19 protein-coding genes are annotated in these 22302 nt (G+C 69.9%); 12 read left to right on the top strand and 7 right to left on the bottom strand.

Going from position 1 to position 22302, the window contains the following annotated elements; translation table 11 throughout:
* Positions 1 to 4: 4 nt before the first annotated feature.
* On the bottom strand, positions 5 to 1120 hold the full coding sequence (locus ABD108_RS01480; protein ID WP_343929043.1) for a PQQ-dependent sugar dehydrogenase: 1116 nt from the start codon (positions 1118 to 1120) through the stop codon (positions 5 to 7).
* 76 nt (positions 1121 to 1196) lie between these two features.
* Here ABD108_RS01480 and ABD108_RS01475 point away from each other — a divergent pair, with 76 nt between their 5' ends.
* Positions 1197 to 2321, top strand: a complete 1125-nt coding sequence (locus ABD108_RS01475) for a DoxX family protein (protein WP_343929042.1) — start codon at positions 1197 to 1199, stop codon at positions 2319 to 2321.
* A gap of 58 nt (positions 2322 to 2379) precedes the next feature.
* Here ABD108_RS01475 and ilvD read toward each other — a convergent pair whose 3' ends face one another.
* Together ilvD and ABD108_RS01465 are read right to left on the bottom strand one after the other, a co-directional pair.
* Positions 2380 to 4221: a dihydroxy-acid dehydratase gene (ilvD, locus tag ABD108_RS01470; protein ID WP_220656043.1), complete on the bottom strand. Its 1842-nt coding sequence runs from the start codon at positions 4219 to 4221 to the stop codon at positions 2380 to 2382.
* Between the two features lie 78 nt (positions 4222 to 4299).
* A complete protein-coding gene (locus tag ABD108_RS01465; protein ID WP_220656042.1) occupies positions 4300 to 4803 on the bottom strand; it encodes a PH domain-containing protein in 504 nt (167 codons plus the stop codon).
* A gap of 305 nt (positions 4804 to 5108) precedes the next feature.
* On the opposite strand from ABD108_RS01465, the gene ABD108_RS01460 reads away from it, so the two are divergent.
* The 7 genes from ABD108_RS01460 to ABD108_RS01430 all read left to right on the top strand — a co-directional run bounded on the left by ABD108_RS01460 (position 5109) and on the right by ABD108_RS01430 (position 11234).
* A complete protein-coding gene (locus ABD108_RS01460) occupies positions 5109 to 7061 on the top strand; it encodes an acetolactate synthase large subunit (RefSeq protein ID WP_343929041.1) in 1953 nt (650 codons plus the stop codon).
* A complete protein-coding gene (ilvN, locus tag ABD108_RS01455) occupies positions 7058 to 7561 on the top strand; it encodes an acetolactate synthase small subunit (protein WP_220656040.1) in 504 nt (167 codons plus the stop codon). Before ABD108_RS01460 ends, ilvN begins: the two co-directional genes overlap by 4 nt.
* Before the next feature lie 52 nt (positions 7562 to 7613).
* Entirely contained in the window at positions 7614 to 8615 is a 1002-nt protein-coding gene (gene ilvC, locus ABD108_RS01450) for a ketol-acid reductoisomerase (RefSeq protein WP_220658418.1), read from the top strand.
* Between the two features lie 91 nt (positions 8616 to 8706).
* The gene (locus tag ABD108_RS01445) at positions 8707 to 9306 is read left to right on the top strand and encodes a TetR/AcrR family transcriptional regulator (protein ID WP_343929040.1); all 600 of its coding nucleotides are present in this window, start codon (positions 8707 to 8709) and stop codon (positions 9304 to 9306) included.
* Complete coding sequence (locus tag ABD108_RS01440; protein WP_220656038.1) at positions 9303 to 9671, top strand: DoxX family protein; 369 nt, start codon at positions 9303 to 9305, stop codon at positions 9669 to 9671. Before ABD108_RS01445 ends, ABD108_RS01440 begins: the two co-directional genes overlap by 4 nt.
* 98 nt (positions 9672 to 9769) lie before the next feature.
* The gene (locus tag ABD108_RS01435; RefSeq protein ID WP_220656037.1) at positions 9770 to 10777 is read left to right on the top strand and encodes an AurF N-oxygenase family protein; all 1008 of its coding nucleotides are present in this window, start codon (positions 9770 to 9772) and stop codon (positions 10775 to 10777) included.
* A gap of 10 nt (positions 10778 to 10787) precedes the next feature.
* The gene (locus ABD108_RS01430) at positions 10788 to 11234 is read left to right on the top strand and encodes a hypothetical protein (RefSeq protein WP_343929039.1); all 447 of its coding nucleotides are present in this window, start codon (positions 10788 to 10790) and stop codon (positions 11232 to 11234) included.
* A 6-nt stretch (positions 11235 to 11240) separates the two neighbouring features.
* Here ABD108_RS01430 and ABD108_RS01425 read toward each other — a convergent pair whose 3' ends face one another.
* From ABD108_RS01425 to ABD108_RS01415, 3 genes are read right to left on the bottom strand one after another with little or no spacing between them, the layout of a single operon-like run.
* Positions 11241 to 12647 (bottom strand): phytoene desaturase family protein, encoded by a 1407-nt coding sequence (locus ABD108_RS01425; protein WP_343929038.1) that lies wholly within the window; start codon positions 12645 to 12647, stop codon positions 11241 to 11243.
* Complete coding sequence (locus tag ABD108_RS01420) at positions 12644 to 14413, bottom strand: DUF3556 domain-containing protein (RefSeq protein WP_343929037.1); 1770 nt, start codon at positions 14411 to 14413, stop codon at positions 12644 to 12646. The genes ABD108_RS01425 and ABD108_RS01420 overlap by 4 nt, the downstream gene beginning before the upstream one ends.
* A gap of 35 nt (positions 14414 to 14448) precedes the next feature.
* Positions 14449 to 15912 carry a class I adenylate-forming enzyme family protein gene (locus ABD108_RS01415; RefSeq protein WP_305111795.1) on the bottom strand — a complete coding sequence of 488 codons (1464 nt, stop codon included), beginning with the start codon at positions 15910 to 15912 and terminating at the stop codon, positions 14449 to 14451.
* A gap of 150 nt (positions 15913 to 16062) precedes the next feature.
* On the opposite strand from ABD108_RS01415, the gene ABD108_RS01410 reads away from it, so the two are divergent.
* From ABD108_RS01410 to ABD108_RS01400, 3 genes are read left to right on the top strand one after another with little or no spacing between them, the layout of a single operon-like run.
* Positions 16063 to 17319: a PucR family transcriptional regulator gene (locus ABD108_RS01410; protein ID WP_343929036.1), complete on the top strand. Its 1257-nt coding sequence runs from the start codon at positions 16063 to 16065 to the stop codon at positions 17317 to 17319.
* 39 nt (positions 17320 to 17358) lie between these two features.
* Positions 17359 to 18945, top strand: a complete 1587-nt coding sequence (gene serA, locus ABD108_RS01405; protein WP_220656031.1) for a phosphoglycerate dehydrogenase — start codon at positions 17359 to 17361, stop codon at positions 18943 to 18945.
* Complete coding sequence (locus ABD108_RS01400) at positions 18942 to 19958, top strand: 3-isopropylmalate dehydrogenase (protein ID WP_305111793.1); 1017 nt, start codon at positions 18942 to 18944, stop codon at positions 19956 to 19958. Before serA ends, ABD108_RS01400 begins: the two co-directional genes overlap by 4 nt.
* A gap of 73 nt (positions 19959 to 20031) precedes the next feature.
* Here the strand turns inward: ABD108_RS01400 and ABD108_RS01395 are convergent, their stop codons facing one another.
* Positions 20032 to 21255: an MFS transporter gene (locus ABD108_RS01395; RefSeq protein ID WP_343929035.1), complete on the bottom strand. Its 1224-nt coding sequence runs from the start codon at positions 21253 to 21255 to the stop codon at positions 20032 to 20034.
* Between the two features lie 90 nt (positions 21256 to 21345).
* On the opposite strand from ABD108_RS01395, the gene ABD108_RS01390 reads away from it, so the two are divergent.
* On the top strand, positions 21346 to 22119 hold the full coding sequence (locus ABD108_RS01390; RefSeq protein ID WP_305111791.1) for a fumarylacetoacetate hydrolase family protein: 774 nt from the start codon (positions 21346 to 21348) through the stop codon (positions 22117 to 22119).
* Positions 22120 to 22302 lie beyond the last annotated feature (183 nt).

Here is a 22302-nt window from a genome sequence, read left to right as displayed (position 1 = left end):
CCCGTCAGTCCTCGCCGCCGGTGGCATCGCCACCGGGGAGCGGGAGCAGCACGATCCGGTCGTCCGTCGGCGCGACCGGTCCGGTGACCTTGTTGGTCGTGAGTCCCTGCGGCAGTCCCTTCGGTCCCGTCGCGAGGCGGCCGAAGACCCCGTAGCGCTTGCGGTCGAGCATCGGGATCGGTTCGCGATCCGCGGCGGTGGCGCCCTTCGGCAGCAGCACCAGTTCGACCTTCCCGGCCCGGCTCTCACTGACCACCACGCCACCGTCGACCGCGGCGCAGCCCTCCAGGCCCGGCCGGTCGGGCCAGGACCAGGCCACCGTGGTGGGGGAGCCCGGCGTCACCACGCGCAACCGGTCCTGCGTGACGCCCTGGTCGGCCACGAAGACCGGGCCGCCCTCCGGATTCCGGCACAGCGATGCGCGGACCCCGCCGTCGGTGGCGAGCACCTTGGGCGGCACCGGCGTGCCCGGGGTCGGAGAGGGGAGCAGGAGCACCTTGCCGGCCAGCGACTGCGGGTCGCGCGCGGCGTTCGGATCGCCCGCGTTGCCGGTGGCCACCACCAGATCGCGGCCCACGAACAGCAGGGAACCGGCATTGCCGATGGGGCCCTTGGGGATCCCGGCCAGGATCACCTTCGGCTCGTCGCCCGGCGTCACCCGCACCACCCGGTTATCGGTGGGCGTGCTGACGTACGCGAACATCAGGCGGTCTTCGGCGTAGCTGGGCGAGAGGACGAGCGAGGTGAGCCCGCCATCGCCCGCGGTGTCCACGCCGATCCGCAGGACCTCGCGGTTGGGCATGTCGGTGGTCGTGTACTGGACCGCCCCGCCCCGCTCGGCGACGTACCCGTTCTCCAGCTCGTCCGTGGGGATCACCGCGGTGGGATCGGTGAGGCAGGTGGCCAGCACCAGCGGGTCCTGATCGATGCACGGGCCGGGCGGCTTCGGTGGCCGGCTCGTGGGGAGCGCCTGCGGTGTGGTCGTCTGGGCGCCGCCGGTGGGCAGGCCGGTGAACGGCGCCGACTCGCTCCCGCTGAAATCGGCGCACGCCGAGACCAGCAGCACCGCGGCGACCGACGCGGCCAGCGTGGCGCGCGCCGCCCGGGACCCCTCACTCATGCCGCCACCCTACCGATCGGGGGTGAGCGCGGTTCGCTCCCGGCTCGGACGGCCCGCGCACTCTACGCTGGGTGACGTGAGCGACAAGGACGGAACCGAGAAAGAGTCGACCGACGCCCCGCAGGCCCCGTTGGACACCTCGTCCACCGGCGATCTGCCGCGGTTCGGTGAGCGACACCCGACCGGTGGGTTCGTGCTCGACCCCCACGACGATTCGGATACCGGCATCGGCCCGGTGCTGCCGCGGTACCGCGACGAGCCGACGGTCGCCGGGGACGACAGCGCGCCGCCGACTGCGGCCGCCGCCGTGACCCCACCCGCCGCCGTGACCCCGCCCGCCGGGGACACCCCCGCGGTGCCGGACACGAGCGACCTCGCCGCGGCCATCGCGGCGGCGAACGCCGCCACCGAGGCCATCTCCACCAGCGGCACGACGCCGGCCGACGGTGCCGCGCTGTCCAGTGAGGAGCGCGACGAGTTCGGCAAGCGGTACAACCGCCGCGCCGGCCGCGAGCGCGCGGCGCAGGCGCGGGCCGAGGCCGAGGGCGTCCCGGTCGAGGCCGCCGCCACCGATGTCATCGAGCCGCCGCGCGGCCGCCGCTTCGGCAAGCCCGTGGGCGACGAGAGCGAGGAGCTGCGGGCGGCCAAGCAGGCCGCCAAGCGCGGCACCACCGACCTCGGCCTGCTCGTGCTGCGGGTGGCCGTCGGCGTGATCCTCGCGGCGCACGGCGCGCAGAAGCTGTTCGGCATCTGGGGCGGCCCGGGCATCGACGGCTTCGCGAAGTACCTGCAGAACAGCCCCGACCCGTCGCTCGGCTTCGAACGCTTCACCAAGGTGATCGCCGTCGCCACCGGCGTGGTCGAACTGGGTGGCGGCGCCATGCTGGTGCTCGGCCTGCTCACGCCGATCGCCGCCGCCGGCGCCGTGGGCGTGATGCTCTCGGCCACGCTGTTCAAGCTGACCACCCTGGGACAGGGCATCGTCTTCTTCGCCCCGAAGGGCGTGGAGTACGAGCTGCTGCTCATGTTCGCCTCGGTCGCGATCCTGCTCACCGGGCCGGGCAAGCTCTCGCTCGACTTCAACCGCGGCTGGGCGCGACGCCCCTACATCGGGTCGGTGGTGTGGCTGATCATCGCGATCGCCGCGGCCGTCACGGTGTGGATCCTGCTCAACGGCGCCAACCCCCTGGTCAAGCGCTGACCCCACGCAACGAAGAAGCCCCGGTCCACGAGGACCGGGGCTTCTTTCGACTATCGGGTCACGGCACGTGCCGCACCGCGCCCTTGTCGGCCGAGGTGGCCAGGGCGGCGTAGGCGCGCAGCGCGGTGGTCACGGTGCGCTGCCGGTCCTTGGGCTGCCACGGGCGTTCCGAGGCCTCCATCTTGGCGCGGCGCCGCTCCAGCTCGTCGTCGTCCACCAGCACCTCGAGGGCGCGGGTGTGCACGTCGATGCGGATCCGATCGCCGTCCTCGACCAGGCCGATCACGCCCCCGGCCGCGGCCTCGGGGGAGATGTGGCCGATCGACAGGCCCGATGTGCCGCCGGAGAACCGGCCGTCGGTGATCAGCGCGCACACCTTGCCCAGTCCCCGGCCCTTGAGGAAGGACGTGGGGTGCAGCATCTCCTGCATGCCGGGGCCGCCCTTGGGGCCCTCGTACCGCACCACGATCACGTCGCCCGGCGTGATCTGCTTGCCCAGGATCTTCGAGACCGCCTCCTCCTGCGACTCGACCACCACGGCCGGGCCCTCGAAGGTGAACAGGTCCTCGTCGATGCCCGCGGTCTTGAGGATCGCGCCGTCCACGGCGATGTTGCCGCGCAGCACGCACAGCCCGCCCTCCACGGTGTAGGCGTGCTCGATGTCGCGGATGCAGCCGCCCGCCTGATCGGTGTCGAGGCTCTCCCACTGGTTCTTGGTGGAGAAGGGCTCGGTGGTGCGCACTCCGCCGGGTGCCGCGTGGAACAGCTCGAGCGCCTCGTCGGTGGCCTTGCCGGAGCGGATGTCCCAGTCGTCGAGCCACTTGTCGAAGGACTGCTCGTGCACGGTGTGCACGTCGGTCTCCAGCAGGCCGCCGCGGCGCAGCTCGCCCAGGATGGCGGGGATTCCGCCGGCCCGGTGCACGTCTTCCATGTGGTAGTCGCTGTTCGGCGACACCTTGGACAGGCAGGGCACCTTGCGGCTGATCGCGTCGATGGTCTCCAGGTCGAAGTCGACCTCGCCCTCCTGCGCGGCGGCCAGCGTGTGCAGCACGGTGTTGGTGGAACCGCCCATCGCCACGTCCAGCGCCATCGCGTTGCGGAAGGCGGCCGGGGTGGCGACGTTGCGGGGGAGCACCGACTCGTCGCCGTCGCGGTAGTAGCGCGTGGCGGCCTCGACCACCACGGTGCCCGCGCGCTCGAACAGGGCGCGGCGCGCGGCGTGGGTGGCGAGTGTGGAGCCGTTGCCCGGCAGGGCCAGACCGAGGGCCTCGGTGAGGCAGTTCATCGAGTTCGCGGTGAACATGCCCGAGCAGGAACCACAGGTGGGGCAGGCGGACCGCTCGACCTCGCTGAGCCCTTCCTCGTCGATCGCGTCGTTCGCGGACGCCGAGATGGCGGTGATGAGGTCGGTGGGCGCCTTGGCGATCCCGTCGACGATCACGGCCTTGCCGGCCTCCATCGGCCCGCCGGAGACGAAGACGGTGGGGATGTTCAGCCGCATCGCGGCGTTGAGCATGCCCGGGGTGATCTTGTCGCAGTTGGAGATGCACACCAGCGCGTCGGCCGTGTGAGCGTTCGCCATGTACTCCACGGAGTCGGCGATGATCTCGCGGCTGGGCAGGCTGTAGAGCATGCCGCCGTGGCCCATGGCGATGCCGTCGTCGACGGCGATGGTGTGGAACTCGCGGGCCACGCCGCCGGCGGCGCGGACCGATTCGGCGACGATCTCGCCCATGTCCTTGAGGTGCACGTGACCGGGGACGAACTGGGTGTACGAGTTGGCGATCGCCACGATGGGCTTGCCGAAGTCGCTGTCGGTGAGGCCGGTGGCGCGCCAGAGCGAGCGAGCGCCCGCGGCGTTGCGGCCGACGGTGGTGGTGCGTGAGCGGAGCGGTGGCATTGGACGTGAGCCTCGGATCTTGAACTAGTGGCTGAGAAACGGATTCCCTCTACAGGAATGAGCCTGCGCGAGGGTGATTTATTCCCCGGTGATGTCCGGAATGCGTCCCCCGGAGGCGGTTGCGACGCGGGGGAGCTGGCTCAGGGTCACGGCGGGTAGGCGCACCTCGGAGCCGTCGGTGCGGACGGCGTAGACCGCACCGTTGTTCCCCAGTCTAATCCCCGACAGGTCGTCCCAGTCGATGGAGTCGCTGCTCGTGACCCGCACCGAGCGGATCCCGCTGGGGCCGATCACGGTGCGTACGCGCAGGATCCAGAGCGCGGCCAGGATCGGAAGCAGCAGCAGCAGCCAGCCCAGGACCTGCAGGCCCACGCTCGCCGCGCCCCCGTCCATCGCGCGGCCCACGGTCCACGGTCCGACGATGGGCGCCAGGCACACCGCGAACAGTGCGACGCCGAGCAGGGCGATGCCGGGGTGCTTGAAGACCACACGATCGCCCGCGTTGATCGGCACCTCGGTGTCCGAGGTGTGATCGGTGGTCACGATGCGGGTCGAGTCCTTGGTGGCGGGGCTGTCGCTCATAACATGCATTGTCGCATGCGGCAGCAACATCCCAGAATGTGAGACGCACTGACTCGCCGGTTTGACTCAGGCGCACGTGGAGGCCTACTTTCACTGTTGTGAAGCACAGCTACCAGCTCCTCGTAATCGGTCGGCGCGTCGCCGCCTGAACCGGTTACATCCGTTTCACACCAGCATCGACGCGCCACCCTCGCTCAGCTACCGCTGACGGGGGTTTTTTGTTGCCCGGATGGACTTCCGGACAGCGCCGCGCGTCGAACCGTCCATAACGCAGAAGATCTCCACGAGCACGAGAAGGTCAAGCCGTGAGTGCACCTACCGCTCGGCCCCACCCAGGGCAGAAGCCCGGGGCCCGCAAGCCCGGCGCCGGAATCCCCGGCGCGCACCCCGCCGCCTCGAAGTCGAACGTCGCCGACGTCGCGCACAGCACCCTCGACGGTGCCCGCACCGTAGCGCCCGAGCGCGTCACGGGCGCGCAGTCCGTGGTCCGGTCGCTCGAGGAGATCGGTGTGGACACGGTCTTCGGCATTCCCGGCGGCTGCATCCTCCCGGTCTACGACCCGCTGCTCGACTCCAAGAAGGTGCGCCACGTCCTGGTGCGGCACGAGCAGGGTGCCGGCCACGCCGCCACCGGCTACGCCCAGTCCACCGGCAAGGTCGGCGTGTGCATGGCCACCTCCGGTCCCGGCGCCACCAACCTGGTGACCCCGCTCGCGGACGCCCAGATGGACTCGGTCCCGATCGTCGCGATCACCGGCCAGGTGGGTCGCCCCCTGATCGGCACCGACGCCTTCCAGGAGGCCGACATCTCGGGCATCACGATGCCCGTCACCAAGCACAACTTCCTGGTGTACGACGCCGCCGACATCCCGCGCGTGATCGCCGAGGCCTTCTACCTGGCGCAGAGCGGACGCCCGGGCGCGGTGCTCGTCGACATCCCGAAGGACGTGCTGCAGGAGGACACCGTCTTCTCCTGGCCGCCGCAGATCGACCTGCCCGGCTACCGCCCCGTGACCAAGCCGCACGGCAAGCAGATCCGGGAGGCCGCGCGCCTCATCGCCGCGGCGAAGTCGCCCGTGCTCTACGTGGGCGGCGGCGTGCTCAAGGCCGAGGCCTCCGAGGAGCTGCTGAAGCTGGCCGAGCTCACCGGGATTCCGGTGGTCACCACCCTGATGGCCCGGGGCGTGTTCCCGGACAGCCACCCGCAGCACATGGGCATGCCCGGCATGCACGGCACCGTCGGTGCCGTGGCCGCCCTGCAGCGCTCCGACCTGCTGGTCACGCTCGGCGCGCGGTTCGACGACCGGGTCACCGGCAAGCTCGACTCCTTCGCGCCGGATGCCAAGGTGATCCACGCCGATATCGACCCGGCGGAGATCGGTAAGAACCGGTTCGCGGACGTCCCGATCGTGGGCGACTGCAAGGAGGTCATCACCGAGCTGATCGCGGCGATCTCCGAGGACCGCGCCACCATCGCGGCCCCCGACCTCGCCACCTGGTGGAGCTACCTGGACGGGATCCGCGAGACCTACCCGCTGGCGTACAACAAGCCCTCCGACGGTGCGCTGAGCCCCGAGTTCGTGATCGAGCGCCTCGGCGCCGCAGCGGGTCCCGACGCGATCTACTGCGCCGGCGTGGGCCAGCACCAGATGTGGGCGGCGCAGTTCGTCAAGTACGAGAAGCCGCGCACCTGGCTGAACTCGGGCGGCCTCGGCACCATGGGCTACGCGGTTCCCGCGGCCCTCGGCGCCAAGATGGGCGCTCCCGAGAAGGAGGTCTGGGCGATCGACGGTGACGGCTGCTTCCAGATGACCAATCAGGAGCTCGCCACCGCCGCTATCGAGGGCGCACCGATCAAGGTGGCCATCATCAACAACGGCAACCTGGGCATGGTGCGGCAGTGGCAGACGCTCTTCTACGAGCAGCGCTACTCCAGCACCGACCTGTCCACGCACTCGATGCGCATCCCCGATTTCGTCAAGCTCGGCGAGGCCCTGGGCTGCGTCTCCTTCCGCTGCGAGCGCGAGGAGGACGTCGACGCGATCATCGCGCAGGCCCGCGAGATCAACGACCGCCCGGTGGTCATCGACTTCATCGTGGGCGCCGACGCCCAGGTGTGGCCGATGGTGGCCGCCGGCACCAGCAACGACGAGATCATGGCGGCGCGGGACATCCGTCCGCTGTTCGACGAGGACGACGCGGCCGACGAGCCGGCCGTCATCCACGCCGTGATGGAGCGTTCGGAGGAGCAGAAGTGAGCACCACGCACACGCTGAGCGTTCTGGTCGAGGACCGTCCGGGCGTGCTCGCCCGCGTCTCGTCCCTGTTCTCCCGCCGGGGTTTCAACATCGAATCCCTCGCGGTGGGCGGTACCGAGCTCAAGGGCGTCAGCCGCATGACGATCGTCGTGACGGTCGACGAGCTGCCCCTGGAGCAGGTCACCAAGCAGCTGAACAAGCTGGTCTCCGTTCTCAAGATCGTCGAACAGGATTCGACGACCTCGGTGGCGCGCGAGCTCATGCTCATCAAGGTGCGCGCCGACGCCACCACCCGTGGCCAGGTCACCGACACCGTCGACCTGTTCCGGGCCAAGATCGTCGATGTCTCACCGGATTCGGTGACCATCGAGGCCACCGGCACGCCGGACAAGTTGGATGCGCTGCTGGCCGTGCTGGACCCGTTCGGAATCCGGGAGATCGCCCAATCGGGTGTGATCGCCCTGGGTCGGGGTCCGAAGTCGATCACGGCAACGCGATAATCATCACAAGTTTCTAGGAACCGAAGGGATACCGAACCAAGTGGCAGTCGAAATGTTCTACGACGAGGACGCCGACCTCTCGATCATCCAGGGCCGGAAGGTGGCCGTGATCGGCTACGGCTCGCAGGGCCACGCGCACTCGCTGAGCCTGCGTGACTCGGGCGTCGACGTGCGGATCGGCCTGCAGGAGGGCTCGAAGTCGCGCGCCAAGGCCGAGGAGCAGGGCCTCACCGTGGACACCCCGGCGCACGTCGCCGAGTGGGCCGACGTGATCATGGTGCTCGCACCCGACACCGCGCAGGCGTCGATCTACACCAATGACATCGAGCCCAACCTCAAGGACGGCGACGCGCTGTTCTTCGGCCACGGCCTCAACATCCACTTCGACCTGATCAAGCCGCCGGCGAACATCACCGTCGCCATGGTCGCGCCGAAGGGCCCGGGCCACCTGGTCCGCCGTCAGTTCGTCGACGGCAAGGGCGTTCCCGCGCTCATCGCCGTGGACCAGGACCCGAAGGGCGAGGGCCAGGCCCTTGCGCTGAGCTACGCCGCCGCCATCGGTGGTGCGCGCGCCGGCGTCATCAAGACCACCTTTAAGGAGGAGACCGAGACGGATCTCTTCGGTGAGCAGGCCGTGCTGTGCGGCGGCACCGAGGAGCTCGTCAAGACCGGTTTCGAGGTCATGGTCGAGGCCGGTTACGCGCCGGAGATGGCCTACTTCGAGGTGCTGCACGAGCTCAAGCTGATCGTCGACCTCATGTACGAGGGCGGCATCGCGCGCATGAACTACTCGGTGTCCGACACCGCGGAGTTCGGCGGCTACCTCTCGGGCCCGCGCGTCATCGACGCCGGCACCAAGGAGCGCATGAAGGAGATCCTGTCCGACATTCAGGACGGCACCTTCGTCAAGCAGCTCGTCGCGAACGTCGAGGGCGGCAACAAGCAGCTCGAGGCGCTCCGCAAGGAGAACGCCGAGCACCCGATCGAGGTCACCGGCAAGAAGCTGCGCGACCTGATGAGCTGGGTCGACCGGCCGATCACCGAGACCGCGTAACCGGGTCTCCCCACACGCCGGAGCCCCGTCGAACCGCTGAGGTTCGACGGGGCTCTTGTGTGTCCGGGCGAGGAGGACTACCCTACTGAACATGTTCAGTGAACGTGTTCAGTCGCGGTCCGAGGCGAAGGCCGACACCCGGGCCCGGGTGCTCGCGGCCGCCGATCGGTCGTTCCGGGCGCACGGTTTCGCCGGGACGACGGTGCGCGCCATCGCCGCGGACGCCGGCGTCAGTGTGGGGACCGTGATGGCGGTCGGTGACAAGGATGCGCTGCTCATCGCGATCGTCGACGACTGGATCGCGGCGGTGCACGCCGAACGCCCCGGGGGTGAGCCGCTGCCCGCGCTGTCGGCCGACGAGGCCGTCGCCCGGCTGGTGGGCACCGTCGCGCCCTTCGTCACCTACTTCAACGCCGACGGTGACCTCTCGCGCGAGTACGCCGCCGTGCTCGCTCGGGGCGTTCATCGCTCGCGGACCTTCGGCGACCTGGCGGACGAGCTCCGCGGGGACTTCGCGCGGATCTTCGCGGCTGCGGGGCATCGCGATCCCGAGGCCGCGGCACGCACCCTCTACTTCGTCTACATCGGCCTGTTGTTCACCACGTCCGGGGCCGCGATCACGCGGGAGGAAGCCGGTGCGGGTCTCATTGAAGCCATCGAACAGATTCTCGGACAAGGAGTTCCGCAATGACCACTGGATACATCGATACCCCGCACTGGCCCTGGCTCACGGTGGCGCTCGCCGTCGTCCTCCTCGGCGACGCCCTGCTCTCGATCCGGCCGCCGCAACTCATCCAGGACTGCCTCGACGGGGTGCGGTTTCCGCGTGACTGGTGGTGGACGCTCATCGTGATCAAGGTGTGCGCCGGTGCCGGGCTCCTCGCCGGGCTGCAGTTCCCGGGCGTCGGCGTCGCGGCGAACGCCGGCGTGGTGGTCTACTTCGTCTGTGCGGCCGTGGCGCACGTGCGCGCGAACTTCATGGGCTCGACCTTCTGGGTGAACTGCCTGGGGATGCTCGCCTTCTCGACGATCGTGCTGATCGCGTCCTACGTCTAGCGCGTCTCGAAAGAAACCAGCGCTGCTGATTGATAGTGATAGTCTGGGGCCAATCGGCTATCACCAGGGTGGGGCCGCGGACGAAAGCGAGACGTGAGATGCGACTGGCACTGACGCACATGAGCCGGACCATGAACGACCCGTTCCCGGGACAGGCGGAGTACGAGGAGACGCTCCAGGATCTCTCGGAGGCGTCGGTGCGGCGCAACTTCGACCCGTACATCGACATCGACTGGGACAACCCGGAGCTGGCCATCGTCCCGGACGATCCGCGCTGGGTGTGCGATCCCCGCTTCGATCCGATCGGCCGGCACCCCTGGTACCAGGCGCAGCCGCTGGCTAAGCAGATCGAGATCGGCATGTGGCGCCAGGCCAATGTCGCCAAGGTGGGCCTGCAGTTCGAGTCCATGCTGATCCGCGGCATCATGCAGTACACCGCGGCGCTGCCCAACAACTCGCCGGAGTTCCGGTACGCCACGCACGAGGCGAAGGAGGAGTGCCAGCACACGCTGATGTTCCAGGAGTTCGTCAACCGCGTGGGTGTGGACGTCCCCGGCGGCAGCTGGTTCCTGCGCCGCATCTCGCCGATCGTGCCGCTGTCCGCCACGATCACGCCGCTGTACTTCTACATGATGGTGCTGGGCGGTGAGGAGCCGATCGATCACCTGCAGAAGCAGTTCCTGCGCTCGGGTTCCGAGCAACATCCTGCGATGAGCTCGATCATGCAGATCCACGTGGCCGAGGAGGCCCGGCACATCGGCTTCGCGCATCAGTTGCTGGAGCACCGCATTCCGGCTCGCGGATGGTTCCCGCGCCTGGTGCTCTCGTTGATGCTGCCGATCACCATGCGGGTGATGGTCACGATGATCATGATGCCGCCCAAGCAGTTCTGGGAGACCTTCGACATCCCGCGGTCGGTGAAGAAGGACATCTTCTGGCGTTCGCCCGAATCGCAGCAGATGAAGCGCGACGTCTTCGGCGATGTGCGGATGATGGCCGAGAAGGCGGGCCTGTGGAATCCGCTGGCCCGGCTGATGTGGCGGATCTGCGGTATCGACGGCCGCGTCTCGCGCTTCCGCAGCGAGCCGGCCTACGCCGCGCAGTAATCTCTCTGTCATGGGTGAGGACAATCGAGTTCCGGGTCCGGCGTGGGAAGGACGTGCGCTGAGGTTGCCCGCCGCGCCGGTGGCCGCGAACGCTGCAGAACTCGCGGTCGTCGCGGTGGACGCGGCGCGGTCCGTGGCAGGACTGGAGCTCGACTACACGCCGGGCTCGCTGCGTGCAGTGGACGAGGTCCTCGACGGCTTTCGTGAGCCGGGGTCCGACGCGATGGCGGAGACGATCTTCGTCTTCGGCTGCTACGTCGGCGAGGTGCTGGTGCGGCACGCGGGCTACCGATGGATCGACACTCCGAATGACGGAGTGCAGTTCGTGGGGCCGCTGAGCGTGGTGTCCGGTGGACAGTACGCGTCACCGATCAACAAGGCCTTCAAACGTGTGGACGAGGGCGAAGTCGACAGCGTCGCCTATTTCTACGAGGTGTTCAGCGCCCCGAACTCCTGAGCCGGATCACAGTCGCGCTATCGCCCGGGTCGCGGCGTGGAAGCCGCACATACCGTGCGCGGCCGGACCGGGCGGCGTCGCGGCGGAGCAGATGTACATCCCCGGCACGCCGAGGTCGTAGGGCTGCAGCGTGATCCGCGGGCCGAACACCAGCTGCATGGGGTCCTTGGCGCCGGTGTTGATATCGCCGCCCACGAAGTTCGCGTTGTAGCGGGACATCTCGGTGGTCGAGCACACCGCGGTGCCCACGATCCGGTCGCGGAATCCGGGGGCGAAGCGCTCGATCTGCGCGATGATCGCCGCCGTGGCGTCGCCGGTGAAACCCGCCGGGACGTGCGCGTACGACCACACCGGATGCACATCGCCCGAGCTGCGTGAGGGGTCGGCCAGGTACTGCTGGCCCACCAGCACGAAGGGCCGCTCGGGCATCCGTCCGGCCGCGATCTCCCGCTCGGTGGCGGCGACCTCGGCGAACTCGCCGCCGAGGTGCACCGTGCCGGACCGTCGCGCATCGGGATTGGTCCAGGGCACCCCGCCCTGCACCGCGAAATCCACCTTGAACGCGCCGGGACCGTGCCGGAACCGGCTCAGCGCACGCCCGATCCGCCGCGGGAGGCGGTCGCCGAGGATCGCCGCGACCTGCCCCGGATCCAGGTCGAACAGTGTGACATCGGACGCGGGTAGGTTCGCCGCGCTCACCCGGGCCCCGGTCTCGATCTTCCCGCCCAGATCCTCGAACTCGGCGGCCAGAGCGGCGGCGATGCTGCCCGATCCGCCCTCGGCCACCTGCCAGCCGTACCGGTGGCCGGCGGTGATGAGTCCCAGGCCGATGGCCGAGGTCATCGGGCGATGCAGCGGCTGGAAGGTGTGCGCCGCGATGCCCGCCCACAGGCCGCGGGCCTGCGGGGTGCGGAAGGCGCGCCCCAGCGCCGCAGCGGGGAGCGGCGTCGGCATCCCGAACTCCGCCAGCGCCACCGGATGCCGCGGCACCCGCAGCATCGGCCCCATCATGGTGGGGGAGATCGCGTCGAAGTGCCGCACCGACCGGTCGAACAGCCGGCGCCACACCGCGCCGTCGGGCCCCAACCCGGCGGCCGTCTCGGCCACACCGCGGTGCAGCACGCCGGCACTGCCGCCGTCGAGGGGGTGCACGCAGTCCAGCTCCGCCGAGCGCCACCGCAGCCCGCGCCGCTCGATGTCGATCGAGGCCAGGAACGGCGAGCCCACCGCCATGGGATGGATCGCCGCGCAGTGGTCGTGGATCAGGCCGGGGGCCAGAGCCTCGAAGGAGCGCACGCCGCCGCCCACGGTGTCGGCCGCTTCCAGCAGCGTGGTCTCGATCCCCGCGCGGGCCAGGGTGATCGCCGCGGCGAGCCCGTTGGGTCCGCCGCCGACGACGGTGCCGGTTGTCATACCGACGAGCCTACGGGGAACCGCACCGGGTCGGTCGTCCACGTGATCTCGCAGGAGACCGGACCGTCGGGCAGCCAGGGCTGGCTGTTCACGCAGTCGATCACGCTCCACCGTCCCCGCGCGATCACGCCGAGGGCGGCGTCGATGATCTTGAAGTCCTGGCTCATCCGGGTGATCGGCTGCGATTCCGCCCACACCACGATCACCTCGCCGGGCTCGAACCGCGCCTGCTCCTGCACCGCGGCGATCAGGCGCTCGTCGTGCAGGTGCCCGTCGCCGAAGTTGAAGCCGATCAGGGTGTTGCACACCAACTCGCCCTCGCGCAGCGTGCGCTGCTCCACATCGGGCACGTGCCGCAACATCATCGAGAACAGGCCCCGACCGTTGCTGTGCAGCGCCCGCCAGCCGAGCCCCTTCTCCAACAGCACCTCCGCCCACTTCCGATCGATGCCGAAGGCCACGAACTGATCGACGGTGTTGTGCACCGGCCGCTGCACCCGATTCAGCTTCTCCTCGGCACCCGGCGCGAAGGCCCACATGCCCGTCGCCCAGTTACCGGCGTACTGCCGCAGCGAGGGGAGGAACGAGACCTTATCGGGCCGGATGTTGCCGAGCACCGGGAAGAAGGCGAGCGCGGCCAGCGTGGGCAGCACCAGCCAGGCCGGCGACATGTCCAGCACCGAGAACCCTTCCTGTGCGGGGAATCCCACGAACAGGAAGACGGCGGTGTACGCGAACAGCAGGTTCCACTCCAGCGGCACCGCCAGCGGGAAGGTGGAGATGATGAACAAGTGGTAGCACACCATGAACACGGCGCACACCACGGTGAGCGTCCGGTTGGTGGAGAAGAGCAGCACCAGGGGAGCGGCGATCTCGACGAACGTGCCCAGCCCCTCGGCCATGAACCGCGACAACTTCGAGGGCAGCAGATCGTGGGGCGCGTTGCGGTAGTGCGCCCGCCGCAGTCCCTTGAACGGCATGCACGGCGAATTGGACACCATCACCGGGATCACCATGATGAAGTGCCGGCCGATCTTGGACAGTCCGGCGCCCACCCACACCGACACGATCAGCAGCTTGAGCCCCACGATCAGGGTGGCGAAGGAGAGCAGCGGGAACAGCGCGAACATGATCAGGGCGGGTAGGTACTGCTCGCCGCGCGCGCCGAGGAAGATCGTCTTGTCGCGCAGGCCGATCAGGATCAGCAGTGCGATCGGCGCGAGCATCGACACCGGCGGCAGCAGCGGCCACGGCGAATCGCCCACCGCGCCGCCGGGCAGCGCGATACCGACGACCAGACTCGCGAGCAGGGCGAGGTACAGCGCCACGTCGAGACCGGTGCGCCGGTTGCCGGCCGTGAACGGCACCCAGGTGTACGGGCGCAGTCGAATGGTCCCGGTGCGGGCCCAGAACCGGATCCCGCCCGTCATCGGCTTGATCTTGAAGGTCAACGGTCCCCACGCGCCCGCGATCCCGATGGCCTCGAGGAGCACGGTCCACAGCACCAGCTTCTGGTAGACGATCGGCTGGTTCCACCACTGGCCGACATCCCAGAAGTGCAGGCCCGATGTGGCCGTGGCGGCGAGCACTCCACCGAAGGCGAAGAGCACCGCGAGTTTCGCGATGTACACCAGGTAGATGCCCCAGGCGCTGCCGAAACCGTTGTCCACCCAGTGCTGCGTGGCGAACTTGGAGCGCTCGCGAATGGGGCGGGCGAGGAATTCGTCGGGGTCGACGGGCGGGAAGGCGGGTTGCAGGAATCCCATGGCGGTCTTCTTCTCTCTTCGCTTCGGGACGGAGGTCAGTGGGCGGCGTCGAGGCGGCGCAGGGCGGGCTTGTCGATCTTGCCGACGGGGTTCTTGGGCAGTTGATCGACGATCGTGACGGCGGTGGGCTGCTTGTACTTCGCGAGATGCTCGCCGGTGTGGGCCAGGACCCGCTCGGCCGCGAGCGAGGCGCCGGGGGCGGCCACCAGGTAGAGCACGGGTACCTCGCCGTACTTCTCGTCCGGGCGGCCGATCACGGCGGCCTCGGCCACCCCGTCCAGCGCGTACACCGCGGTCTCGATCTCCTTGGGGTAGATGTTCTCCCCGCCGCGGATGATCATGTCCTTCGCGCGGTCCACCAGGACGAGGTAGCCGTCCGCATCGAGGAATCCCACATCGCCGGTGTGCAGCCAGCCGTCGACCAGTGTCTTCGCCGTCTCCTCCGGCCGATTCAGGTAGCCGCGCATGATGTTCGGTCCCGCGAGCAGCACCTCGCCGGCCTCGCCCGCGGGCATCTCGGCACCGTCGGCGTCGACGATCCTGATCCGCTGCTCCGGGAGCGGCAGGCCCACGGTGCCCACCTTGCGGACACCGTCGAGCGGGTTGCAGGTGGCGGCGCAGGTGCACTCGGACAGGCCGTAGCCCTCGATGAGCGGGAAGCCGTACCGCGCCTCGAAGCCCGTCAGCAGCTCGCGGCTCGCCGGTGCGGCGCCGCACACCGCGAACCGCACCCGCGAGGTGTCGGGGCGCACCTCGGGCGGCAGGCCCGCCAGCATGGTGTAGATGGTCGGCACGGCCGAGAAGTACGTGGCCCCGGTGCGTTCGACGATGTCGAAGAAGGTGCGCGGATCGAATCGGCCCACGATGGTCACCCGGCCGCCGGCCCGCAGCGGGTTGAGGGTGGAGACCACGATCGCGTTCACATGGAACAGCGGCAGGATCAGCAGGCTGTGCTCGCCGGGCTCGAACTCGAAGGCCGCACTCGACATCTCGCTCATCGCGATCAGGTTCGCGTGATCGAGCATGACACCCTTCGGCCGCCCCGTGGTCCCGGAGGTGTATATCAACAGCGCCAGGTCCGACGGTGCCGCCACCGCCGCGCCGTCGTCGGGCGCGTTCTCCAGCAGGGACTCCGGGCGCAGGACCGTCACTCCGGCGGGGGCCGCGTCGTCGGTCGCGATGAGCACGCGCGCCCCGGCGTCGCTGATCTGATAGCCCGATTCGTTCGGTGTGAGATAGGGATTGATCGGGGTGGCGGCGGCGCCGAGCCGCCACGCCGCGAACAGGTCGACCACCAGGTGTGCGGTGTTGGGCAGCCGGATCGCCACCACATCGCCGCGTCCGACTCCCGCCGCCCGCAGCCCGGCGGTGGTGCGCCGTACCGCGTCGAGGAAGGCGGTGTTGTCGAGATCGAGCGCGTCGTCGGCGACGGCCGGATCGTGCGGCGCGGCCCCGGCGCGGGTGTCGGGGACGGTGGCGAAGGTGAGGTCGGTGGACACGGCGACTCCTATTCGTTCGGTGAGGAGAACCCTAGGCGTGATGTGATGTCGGTCACTCCGTCCCGCGGCGACCAAATCGGTGCGGGATTTCGTCGTGGGAGGACAAAGGAATCGCCTCACGAGACGTCGACAGAGCCCTAGCCTGACCTCATGAGACAGTCGTCGGGCAGTCCCGAACTCGGCTCCGATCCCATCGGGTCCACCGTGGCCGGTGTGCTGACCTCGTTGGAACCGCACACGGTTGCCGATCGGATGACCGCGCTCATGCTGGCCGAGATCCCGGAGCTGCGCGGTGATCACGCCCTCGAACTCGCCCTGGCCGCGAGTGTCGCGGGCAACGTCGACACCGTGCTGCACGCCATGGTGCTCGGCGTGGATCCGGCCTCCATCGAGGCGCCGCTCGCTGCGATGGAGTACCCGCGGCGGCTCGCCCAACGCGGCCTGCCGGTGACGGCGCTGGTGCGCGCCTACCGTCTCGGCCAGGCGAGCATGGTGCGGCAGATGCACGACGCCGTGCGCGCCACCGGCCTGACCGCGGAACAGAAACTCGCCGCGCACGAATGGATCACCGACTGGTCCTTCGCGTACTCCGACACCGTGATCGAGACCGTCATCACCGCCTACCAGCGCGAGCGCGACCGGTGGATGCAGGCCCGGTCCGGGGCCCGGGTGGCGCGCGTGCGCGAGCTGCTCGCGCACGACGGCCCTGTCGACATCGACGCCGCCTCGCTCGCCCTCGGCTATCCACTGCGCCGCCACCACCTCGCGCTGATCGCCTCGTACCCCGACGAGACCGACCGCGTGGAGCGGCTCGAGTCCTACGTTCGTGAGCTCGCCACCGCCGTCGGCCCCGTGGAGGCGCCGCTGCTGCTGGCCGCCGATCAGCGCACCGTCTGGGGCTGGCTGCCGGTGGCCGACCCGGTCGAGGCGATCGACCGGGCGCGGGCCTTCGCCGCACCGTCGGGCGACGGTCCGCGGGTGGCCTTCGGAGCCGTGCGCCCCGGCGTGGAGGGCTTCCGCCGGTCGTACGCCGAGGCCGCCGCGGTGCGGCGCAGCGCGGGGGAGCGTCCGGTGGTCTTCGCGGGCGACCCCGGGGTGATGGTGGCGGCGCTCATCGGTGCGGACCCGGCCGCGGCGGGGCGATGGGCGCGGGACGTCCTGGGACCGCTGGCCGACGACACCGAATCCGACGCCCGCCTCCGCGGCACCCTCGCGGTGTACCTGCGGCACGGCGGAGGGTTCAAGGCCGCGGCGGCGGAACTGAACCTGCACCCGAACTCGGTGAAGTACCGGGTGCAGCGCGCCCTGGAGCGGCGTGGCCGCGGCATCGGTGCCGATCGCCTCGATGTGGAGGTCGCGCTGCTCGTGTGCGACCCGGCGGCAGGTGGGCGCCCCGCAGGTCACTAAGCTTCAGGCCACAACCGGCACCCTGATTGAGGAGCGCAAGTGAGCCGTCCCGTGGTATTGATCGCCGACAAGCTGGCACCGTCGACAGTGGAGGCGCTCGGCGACGGCGTCGAGGTGAAGTGGGTCGACGGTCCGGACCGTCCCGCACTGCTGGCCGCGGTCCCCGAGGCCGATGCGCTGCTGGTGCGCTCGGCGACCACCGTCGACGCCGAGGTCCTCGCGGCCGCCACCAAGCTGAAGATCGTGGCCCGCGCCGGCGTCGGCCTGGACAACGTCGACGTTCCCGCCGCCACCGAGCGCGGCGTGCTCGTGGTCAACGCGCCCACGTCGAACATCCACACCGCCGCCGAGCACGCCGTCGCGCTGCTGCTGGCCACCGCCCGGCAGATCCCCGCCGCCGACGCCACGCTGCGCGAGCACGAGTGGAAGCGCAGCAAGTTCAACGGTGTCGAGATCTTCGGCAAGACCGTCGGCGTGGTGGGCATGGGCCGCATCGGCCAGCTCGTCGCGCAGCGCCTGGCCGCGTTCGAGACCAAGATCATCGCCTACGACCCCTACGTGAGCCCGGCCCGCGCCGCGCAGCTCGGCATCGAGCTGGTGACCCTCGACGAGCTCGTCGAGCGCGCCGACCTGATCACCGTGCACCTGCCGAAGACCCCGGAGACCAAGGGCCTCATCGGTCGCGAGCTGCTGGCCAAGACCAAGAAGGGCGTCATCATCGTCAACGCCGCCCGCGGCGGCCTCGTCGACGAGCAGGCGCTCGCCGACGCCATCACCTCGGGCCACGTCTTCGGCGCCGGACTCGACGTCTTCGAGACCGAGCCCTGCACCGACAGCCCGCTGTTCGAGCTGCCGCAGGTCGTGGTGACCCCGCACCTGGGCGCCTCGACCTCGGAGGCCCAGGACCGCGCCGGCACCGATGTCGCCAAGAGCGTGCAGCTGGCGCTCGCCGGCGAGTTCGTCCCCGACGCCGTGAACGTCAAGGGCGGCGCCGTCGACGAGGAGGTCGCGCCCTGGCTCGAGCTCACCCGCAAGCTCGGTGTGGTGCTGGGCGGCCTGCCCGGCCCGCTGCCCGAGAAGGTCGGCGTCACCGTGCGCGGCGAGCTGGCCAGCGAGAACGTCGAGATCCTGCAGCTCTCGGCCCTGCGCGGCCTGTTCTCGGCCGTCATCGAGGACGCCGTCACCTTCGTCAACGCCCCCGCCCTCGCGGAGGAGCGCGGCGTGAGCGCCGAGCTGGAGAAGCTCTCCGAGAGCCCCAACCACCGCAGCCTCGTGGACGTGCGCGCCGTGTACGGCGACGGCACCGTGCACAACGTCTCCGGCACCCTGTCGGGCCTGGGCCAGGTGCAGAAGGTCACCAACATCAACGGCCGCAACTTCGACCTGCGTGCCGAGGGCTTGAACCTGTACGTCGCGTACCCGGACCAGCCGGGCTCGCTGGGCAAGCTGGGCACCGTGCTCGGTGACGCCGGCATCGACATCCAGGCCGCGGCGCTCAGCCAGGACGCCGAGGGCGACGGTGCCACCGTGCTGCTGCGCGTGAGCCAGCCGGTGCCGGCCGATGTGCAGCAGAAGATCAGCGACGCCGTCTCGGCCACCACCGTGGTGCAGGTGGACCTGTCGTGAAGCTCGCGGTGATCGGTGGCGACGGTATCGGCCCCGAGGTGGTGGCGGAGGCCCTCAAGGTGCTCCGCGTGGTGGTCGGCGAGTTCGAGACCACCGACTACGACCTGGGTTCGCGTCGCTATGAGCGCAATGGCGAGCTGCTGACCGACGAGGATCTGGCGTCGCTGCGCGAGCACGACGCGATCCTGCTCGGCGCCATCGGCGATCCGCGCAAGGTGCCGCCGGGCGTGCTGGAGCGCGGCCTGCTGCTGAAGATGCGGTTCGCGCTCGACCATCACGTGAACCTGCGGCCCTCCAAGCTGTTCCCCGGCGTCGAATCGCCCCTGAAGAACCCGGGCGAGATCGATTTCGTGGTGGTCCGCGAGGGCACCGAGGGCGCGTACACCGGCAACGGCGGCGCGATCCGCGTGGGCACCCCGCACGAGGTGGCCAACGAGACCTCGGTGAACACCCGCTTCGGCGCGGAGCGCGTGGTGCGCTACGCCTTCGCGCTCGCGCAGACCCGCCGCAAGAAGCTCACGCTGGTGCACAAGACCAACGTGCTCGTCTACGGCGGCGGCCTGTGGCAGCGCACCGTCGACGAGGTGGCGCGCGAGTTCCCTGATGTCGCCGTGGATTACAGCCACATCGACGCGGCCACCATCTACCTGGTGACCGACCCGTCGCGGTTCGACGTGATCGTCACCGACAACCTGTTCGGCGACATCCTCACCGATGAGGCCGGCGCGGTCTCGGGCGGCATCGGCCTGGCCGCATCGGGCAACATCGATGCGACGGGCACCAACCCGTCGATGTTCGAGCCCGTGCACGGCAGCGCCCCCGACATCGTGGGCCAGGGCATCGCGGACCCCACCGCGGCCATCCTGTCCGCGGCGATGCTGCTGCGTCACCTCGGCAACGAGGAGGGCGCGCAGCGGATCGAGACGGCCGTCGCGGCCGATCTCGAGGCCCGTGGCGACGCCCCGATCCGCACCGTCGAGGTCGGCGACCGCATCGCCGCCGCCCTCCGCTAGGCCCCGTTCTCTGACTTAACGTCGTTAGCCCACACTGTTTCCCCAGGAAGCGGTGTGGGCTAACGCTGTTAAGTCAGGAGGGGGTGGTCGACGGTGCCGGCTCCCGGTCCCGTTCCCGCGGCTGCGCATCGCGGGGGACGAGGGGGTAGGCGAGCAGCGGGGCCAGGGCGACGATGCCGAACGCGGCGGCGAAACCGGTGGCGTGGATCAGCGTTCCGAGGATCGGTCCCGCCGCCGTGGTCACGATGAACTGGCCGGTGTTCTGGATGCCGAGGGCGCGCCCGCTGTAGTACGGGCCGGCCTTCTCGGCGATGGCGGTGAAGGCCAGGCCGTTGTCGGCGACGGTGACGACCGAGGCGATCAGGAAGACCGCCACCGCGACCGGCGATCCGATGGCGGTGAGCGCGCCGAGTGCGCCCATCGACGCGGCGGCGCCCAGGGCGATCCACTTGATGGGCGCGGTGCGCGACCCGAGCCGGTCCGACCAGGCGCCCGCGGCGATCCGCCCCAGCGCGCCGCAGAGCTGGCTGGCGGAGACCAGCAGGCCTGCGGTGGCGGGCGTCCAGTGCAAGCCGATGATCAGCCAGGTGATGCCCCACGTCCACACCGCGCCCTGCGGCAGCACCAGCAGCAGGGAGACCGCGTGGATGCGGGCCAGGAAGGAATCCTCGCGGTACGGATTGGCGCGGGCCTCCGCGGCGGCGGGACCGCTCTCGGGCCGCGGCGGGTCGATGATGAACGCCCACACCAGGATCAGGGAGATCGCGGCCACGGTGAGCGGGACCAGCATGGCGGCGGTCAGGCCCACCCGGTTCGCGAGCAGCGGCATCGTGAGCGAGAGCAGGGCGATGCCCAGCGGCTGCGAGGTCTGGCGGATGCCCATCGCGGTGCCGCGACTGGAGGCGGGGAACCAGCCCACCACGATCCGTCCGCTGGCGCCGTTCCCGCTCGCCGCCATCGCCGACGACATGAACAGACCGATCGCGACCACCGGCAGCGGTGCGTGCGCGGCGAAGGCGGCGACGGTGCCCGCGAGACCGGCGGTGGCACCGGCGAGGCTCACCAGGAGCACGCGCCGCTCGCCGTAGCGATCGATCATCGCACCCCACAGGATGGTGGTCAGCAGGAGTCCGGCGGGCGCAGCGGCGGCGAACAGTCCCGCGCGCTGCGGGCCGAGACCGTCCTGGATGAGCTGGGGGAGGAGGAAGGCGGTGCAGTTCACAGTGGCGGTGGTGGTGATCGCGGCGGTCATGGAGACCACCAGGATCCACCAGCGGCGGGCGGCGGACATCTCCATCGCGACTCCCAACTAGTGAGATTGCATGCTTAACATCTGAGACGAAGCCTAGCGGATCGAAGTAGCCCGGCCAAACGGTAGGCTCGCGGCATGCGCCTTGCACGAATCGCCAGCAGTGACGGAGTCGCGTTCGCGGCCATCGAGGGAGACCCGGACGACGGTGCGCGGGCACGCGAGATCTCCGAACACCCCTTCGGCACACCGGAGTTCACCGGGCGCAGCTGGGCACTCGACGATGTGCGGCTGCTCGCGCCGATCCTCGCCAGCAAGGTGATCTGCATCGGCAAGAACTACGCGGCGCACGCCGCGGAGATGGGTGGCGAGGCACCCAAGGATCCGGTGATCTTCATCAAGCCCAACACCTCGATCGTGGGCCCGCTCGCGCCGATCAAGCTGCCCCGGAACTCACAGCAGGTGGACTACGAGGGCGAGCTCGCCGTGGTGATCGGCCAGCCCTGCCGCGATGTGGCCGCCGCACGCGCCAAGGACGTCATCCTCGGCTACACCGTGGCCAACGACGTGACCGCCCGCGATCAGCAGGCGCACGACGGCCAGTGGACCCGCGCCAAGAGCTACGACAGCTTCTGCCCGCTGGGCCCCTGGATCGAGACCGAATTCGACCCCTCGGACGCCCGGATCTACACCGAACTCGACGGCGAGATCAAGCAGGACTCCCGCACCTCGCTGATGATCCACTCGATCGGCGACATCGTGGAGTGGATCTCCTCGGTGATGACCCTGCTCCCGGGCGATGTGATCCTCACCGGCACCCCCGAGGGCGTCGGACCGATCCGCGCCGGACAGCACGTGGCCGTCACCGTCGAGGGCATCGGCACGCTCACCAGCCTCGCCGAGGACCGCTGATCACTCCCGGTCGATGATGCGCACCGTCCCCGGCTCGCCGGGGCGGTACGCCTCCCACGCGGGGTGCGCGGGGCGTCGTGTGGCCACGAATCCCGCGACGGCGCGGCGGATCCGCTGTGCCAGCGCGCGCGCTGCAAACGTCCGACTGTCGTCACTGAAGGTCCGGCGCCGAGCGCTCGAACC

The sequence above is a fragment of the Tsukamurella strandjordii genome (assembly GCF_039525985.1).
Lineage (GTDB): Bacteria > Actinomycetota > Actinomycetes > Mycobacteriales > Mycobacteriaceae > Tsukamurella > Tsukamurella strandjordii.
The sequence above is the reverse complement of the archived record's forward strand: the minus strand, read 5'-3'. Positions and strand labels throughout refer to the sequence as shown.

Bases quoted from the DNA above. Each gene is read 5' to 3' on its own strand.
- ABD108_RS01480 (WP_343929043.1), bottom strand. From the start codon at position 1,120: ATGAGTGAGGGGTCCCGGGCGGCGCGCGCCACGCTGGCCGCGTCGGTC.
- ABD108_RS01390 (WP_305111791.1), top strand. From the start codon at position 21,346: ATGCGCCTTGCACGAATCGCCAGCAGTGACGGAGTCGCGTTCGCGGCC.
- ABD108_RS01420 (WP_343929037.1), bottom strand. From the start codon at position 14,413: ATGGGATTCCTGCAACCCGCCTTCCCGCCCGTCGACCCCGACGAATTC.
- ABD108_RS01430 (WP_343929039.1), top strand. From the start codon at position 10,788: ATGGGTGAGGACAATCGAGTTCCGGGTCCGGCGTGGGAAGGACGTGCG.
- ABD108_RS01465 (WP_220656042.1), bottom strand. From the start codon at position 4,803: ATGAGCGACAGCCCCGCCACCAAGGACTCGACCCGCATCGTGACCACC.
- ABD108_RS01395 (WP_343929035.1), bottom strand. From the start codon at position 21,255: ATGGAGATGTCCGCCGCCCGCCGCTGGTGGATCCTGGTGGTCTCCATG.
- ABD108_RS01445 (WP_343929040.1), top strand. From the start codon at position 8,707: ATGTTCAGTGAACGTGTTCAGTCGCGGTCCGAGGCGAAGGCCGACACC.
- ABD108_RS01435 (WP_220656037.1), top strand. From the start codon at position 9,770: ATGCGACTGGCACTGACGCACATGAGCCGGACCATGAACGACCCGTTC.
- ilvD (WP_220656043.1), bottom strand. From the start codon at position 4,221: ATGCCACCGCTCCGCTCACGCACCACCACCGTCGGCCGCAACGCCGCG.
- ABD108_RS01440 (WP_220656038.1), top strand. From the start codon at position 9,303: ATGACCACTGGATACATCGATACCCCGCACTGGCCCTGGCTCACGGTG.
- ABD108_RS01425 (WP_343929038.1), bottom strand. From the start codon at position 12,647: ATGACAACCGGCACCGTCGTCGGCGGCGGACCCAACGGGCTCGCCGCG.
- ilvC (WP_220658418.1), top strand. From the start codon at position 7,614: ATGTTCTACGACGAGGACGCCGACCTCTCGATCATCCAGGGCCGGAAG.
- ABD108_RS01410 (WP_343929036.1), top strand. From the start codon at position 16,063: ATGAGACAGTCGTCGGGCAGTCCCGAACTCGGCTCCGATCCCATCGGG.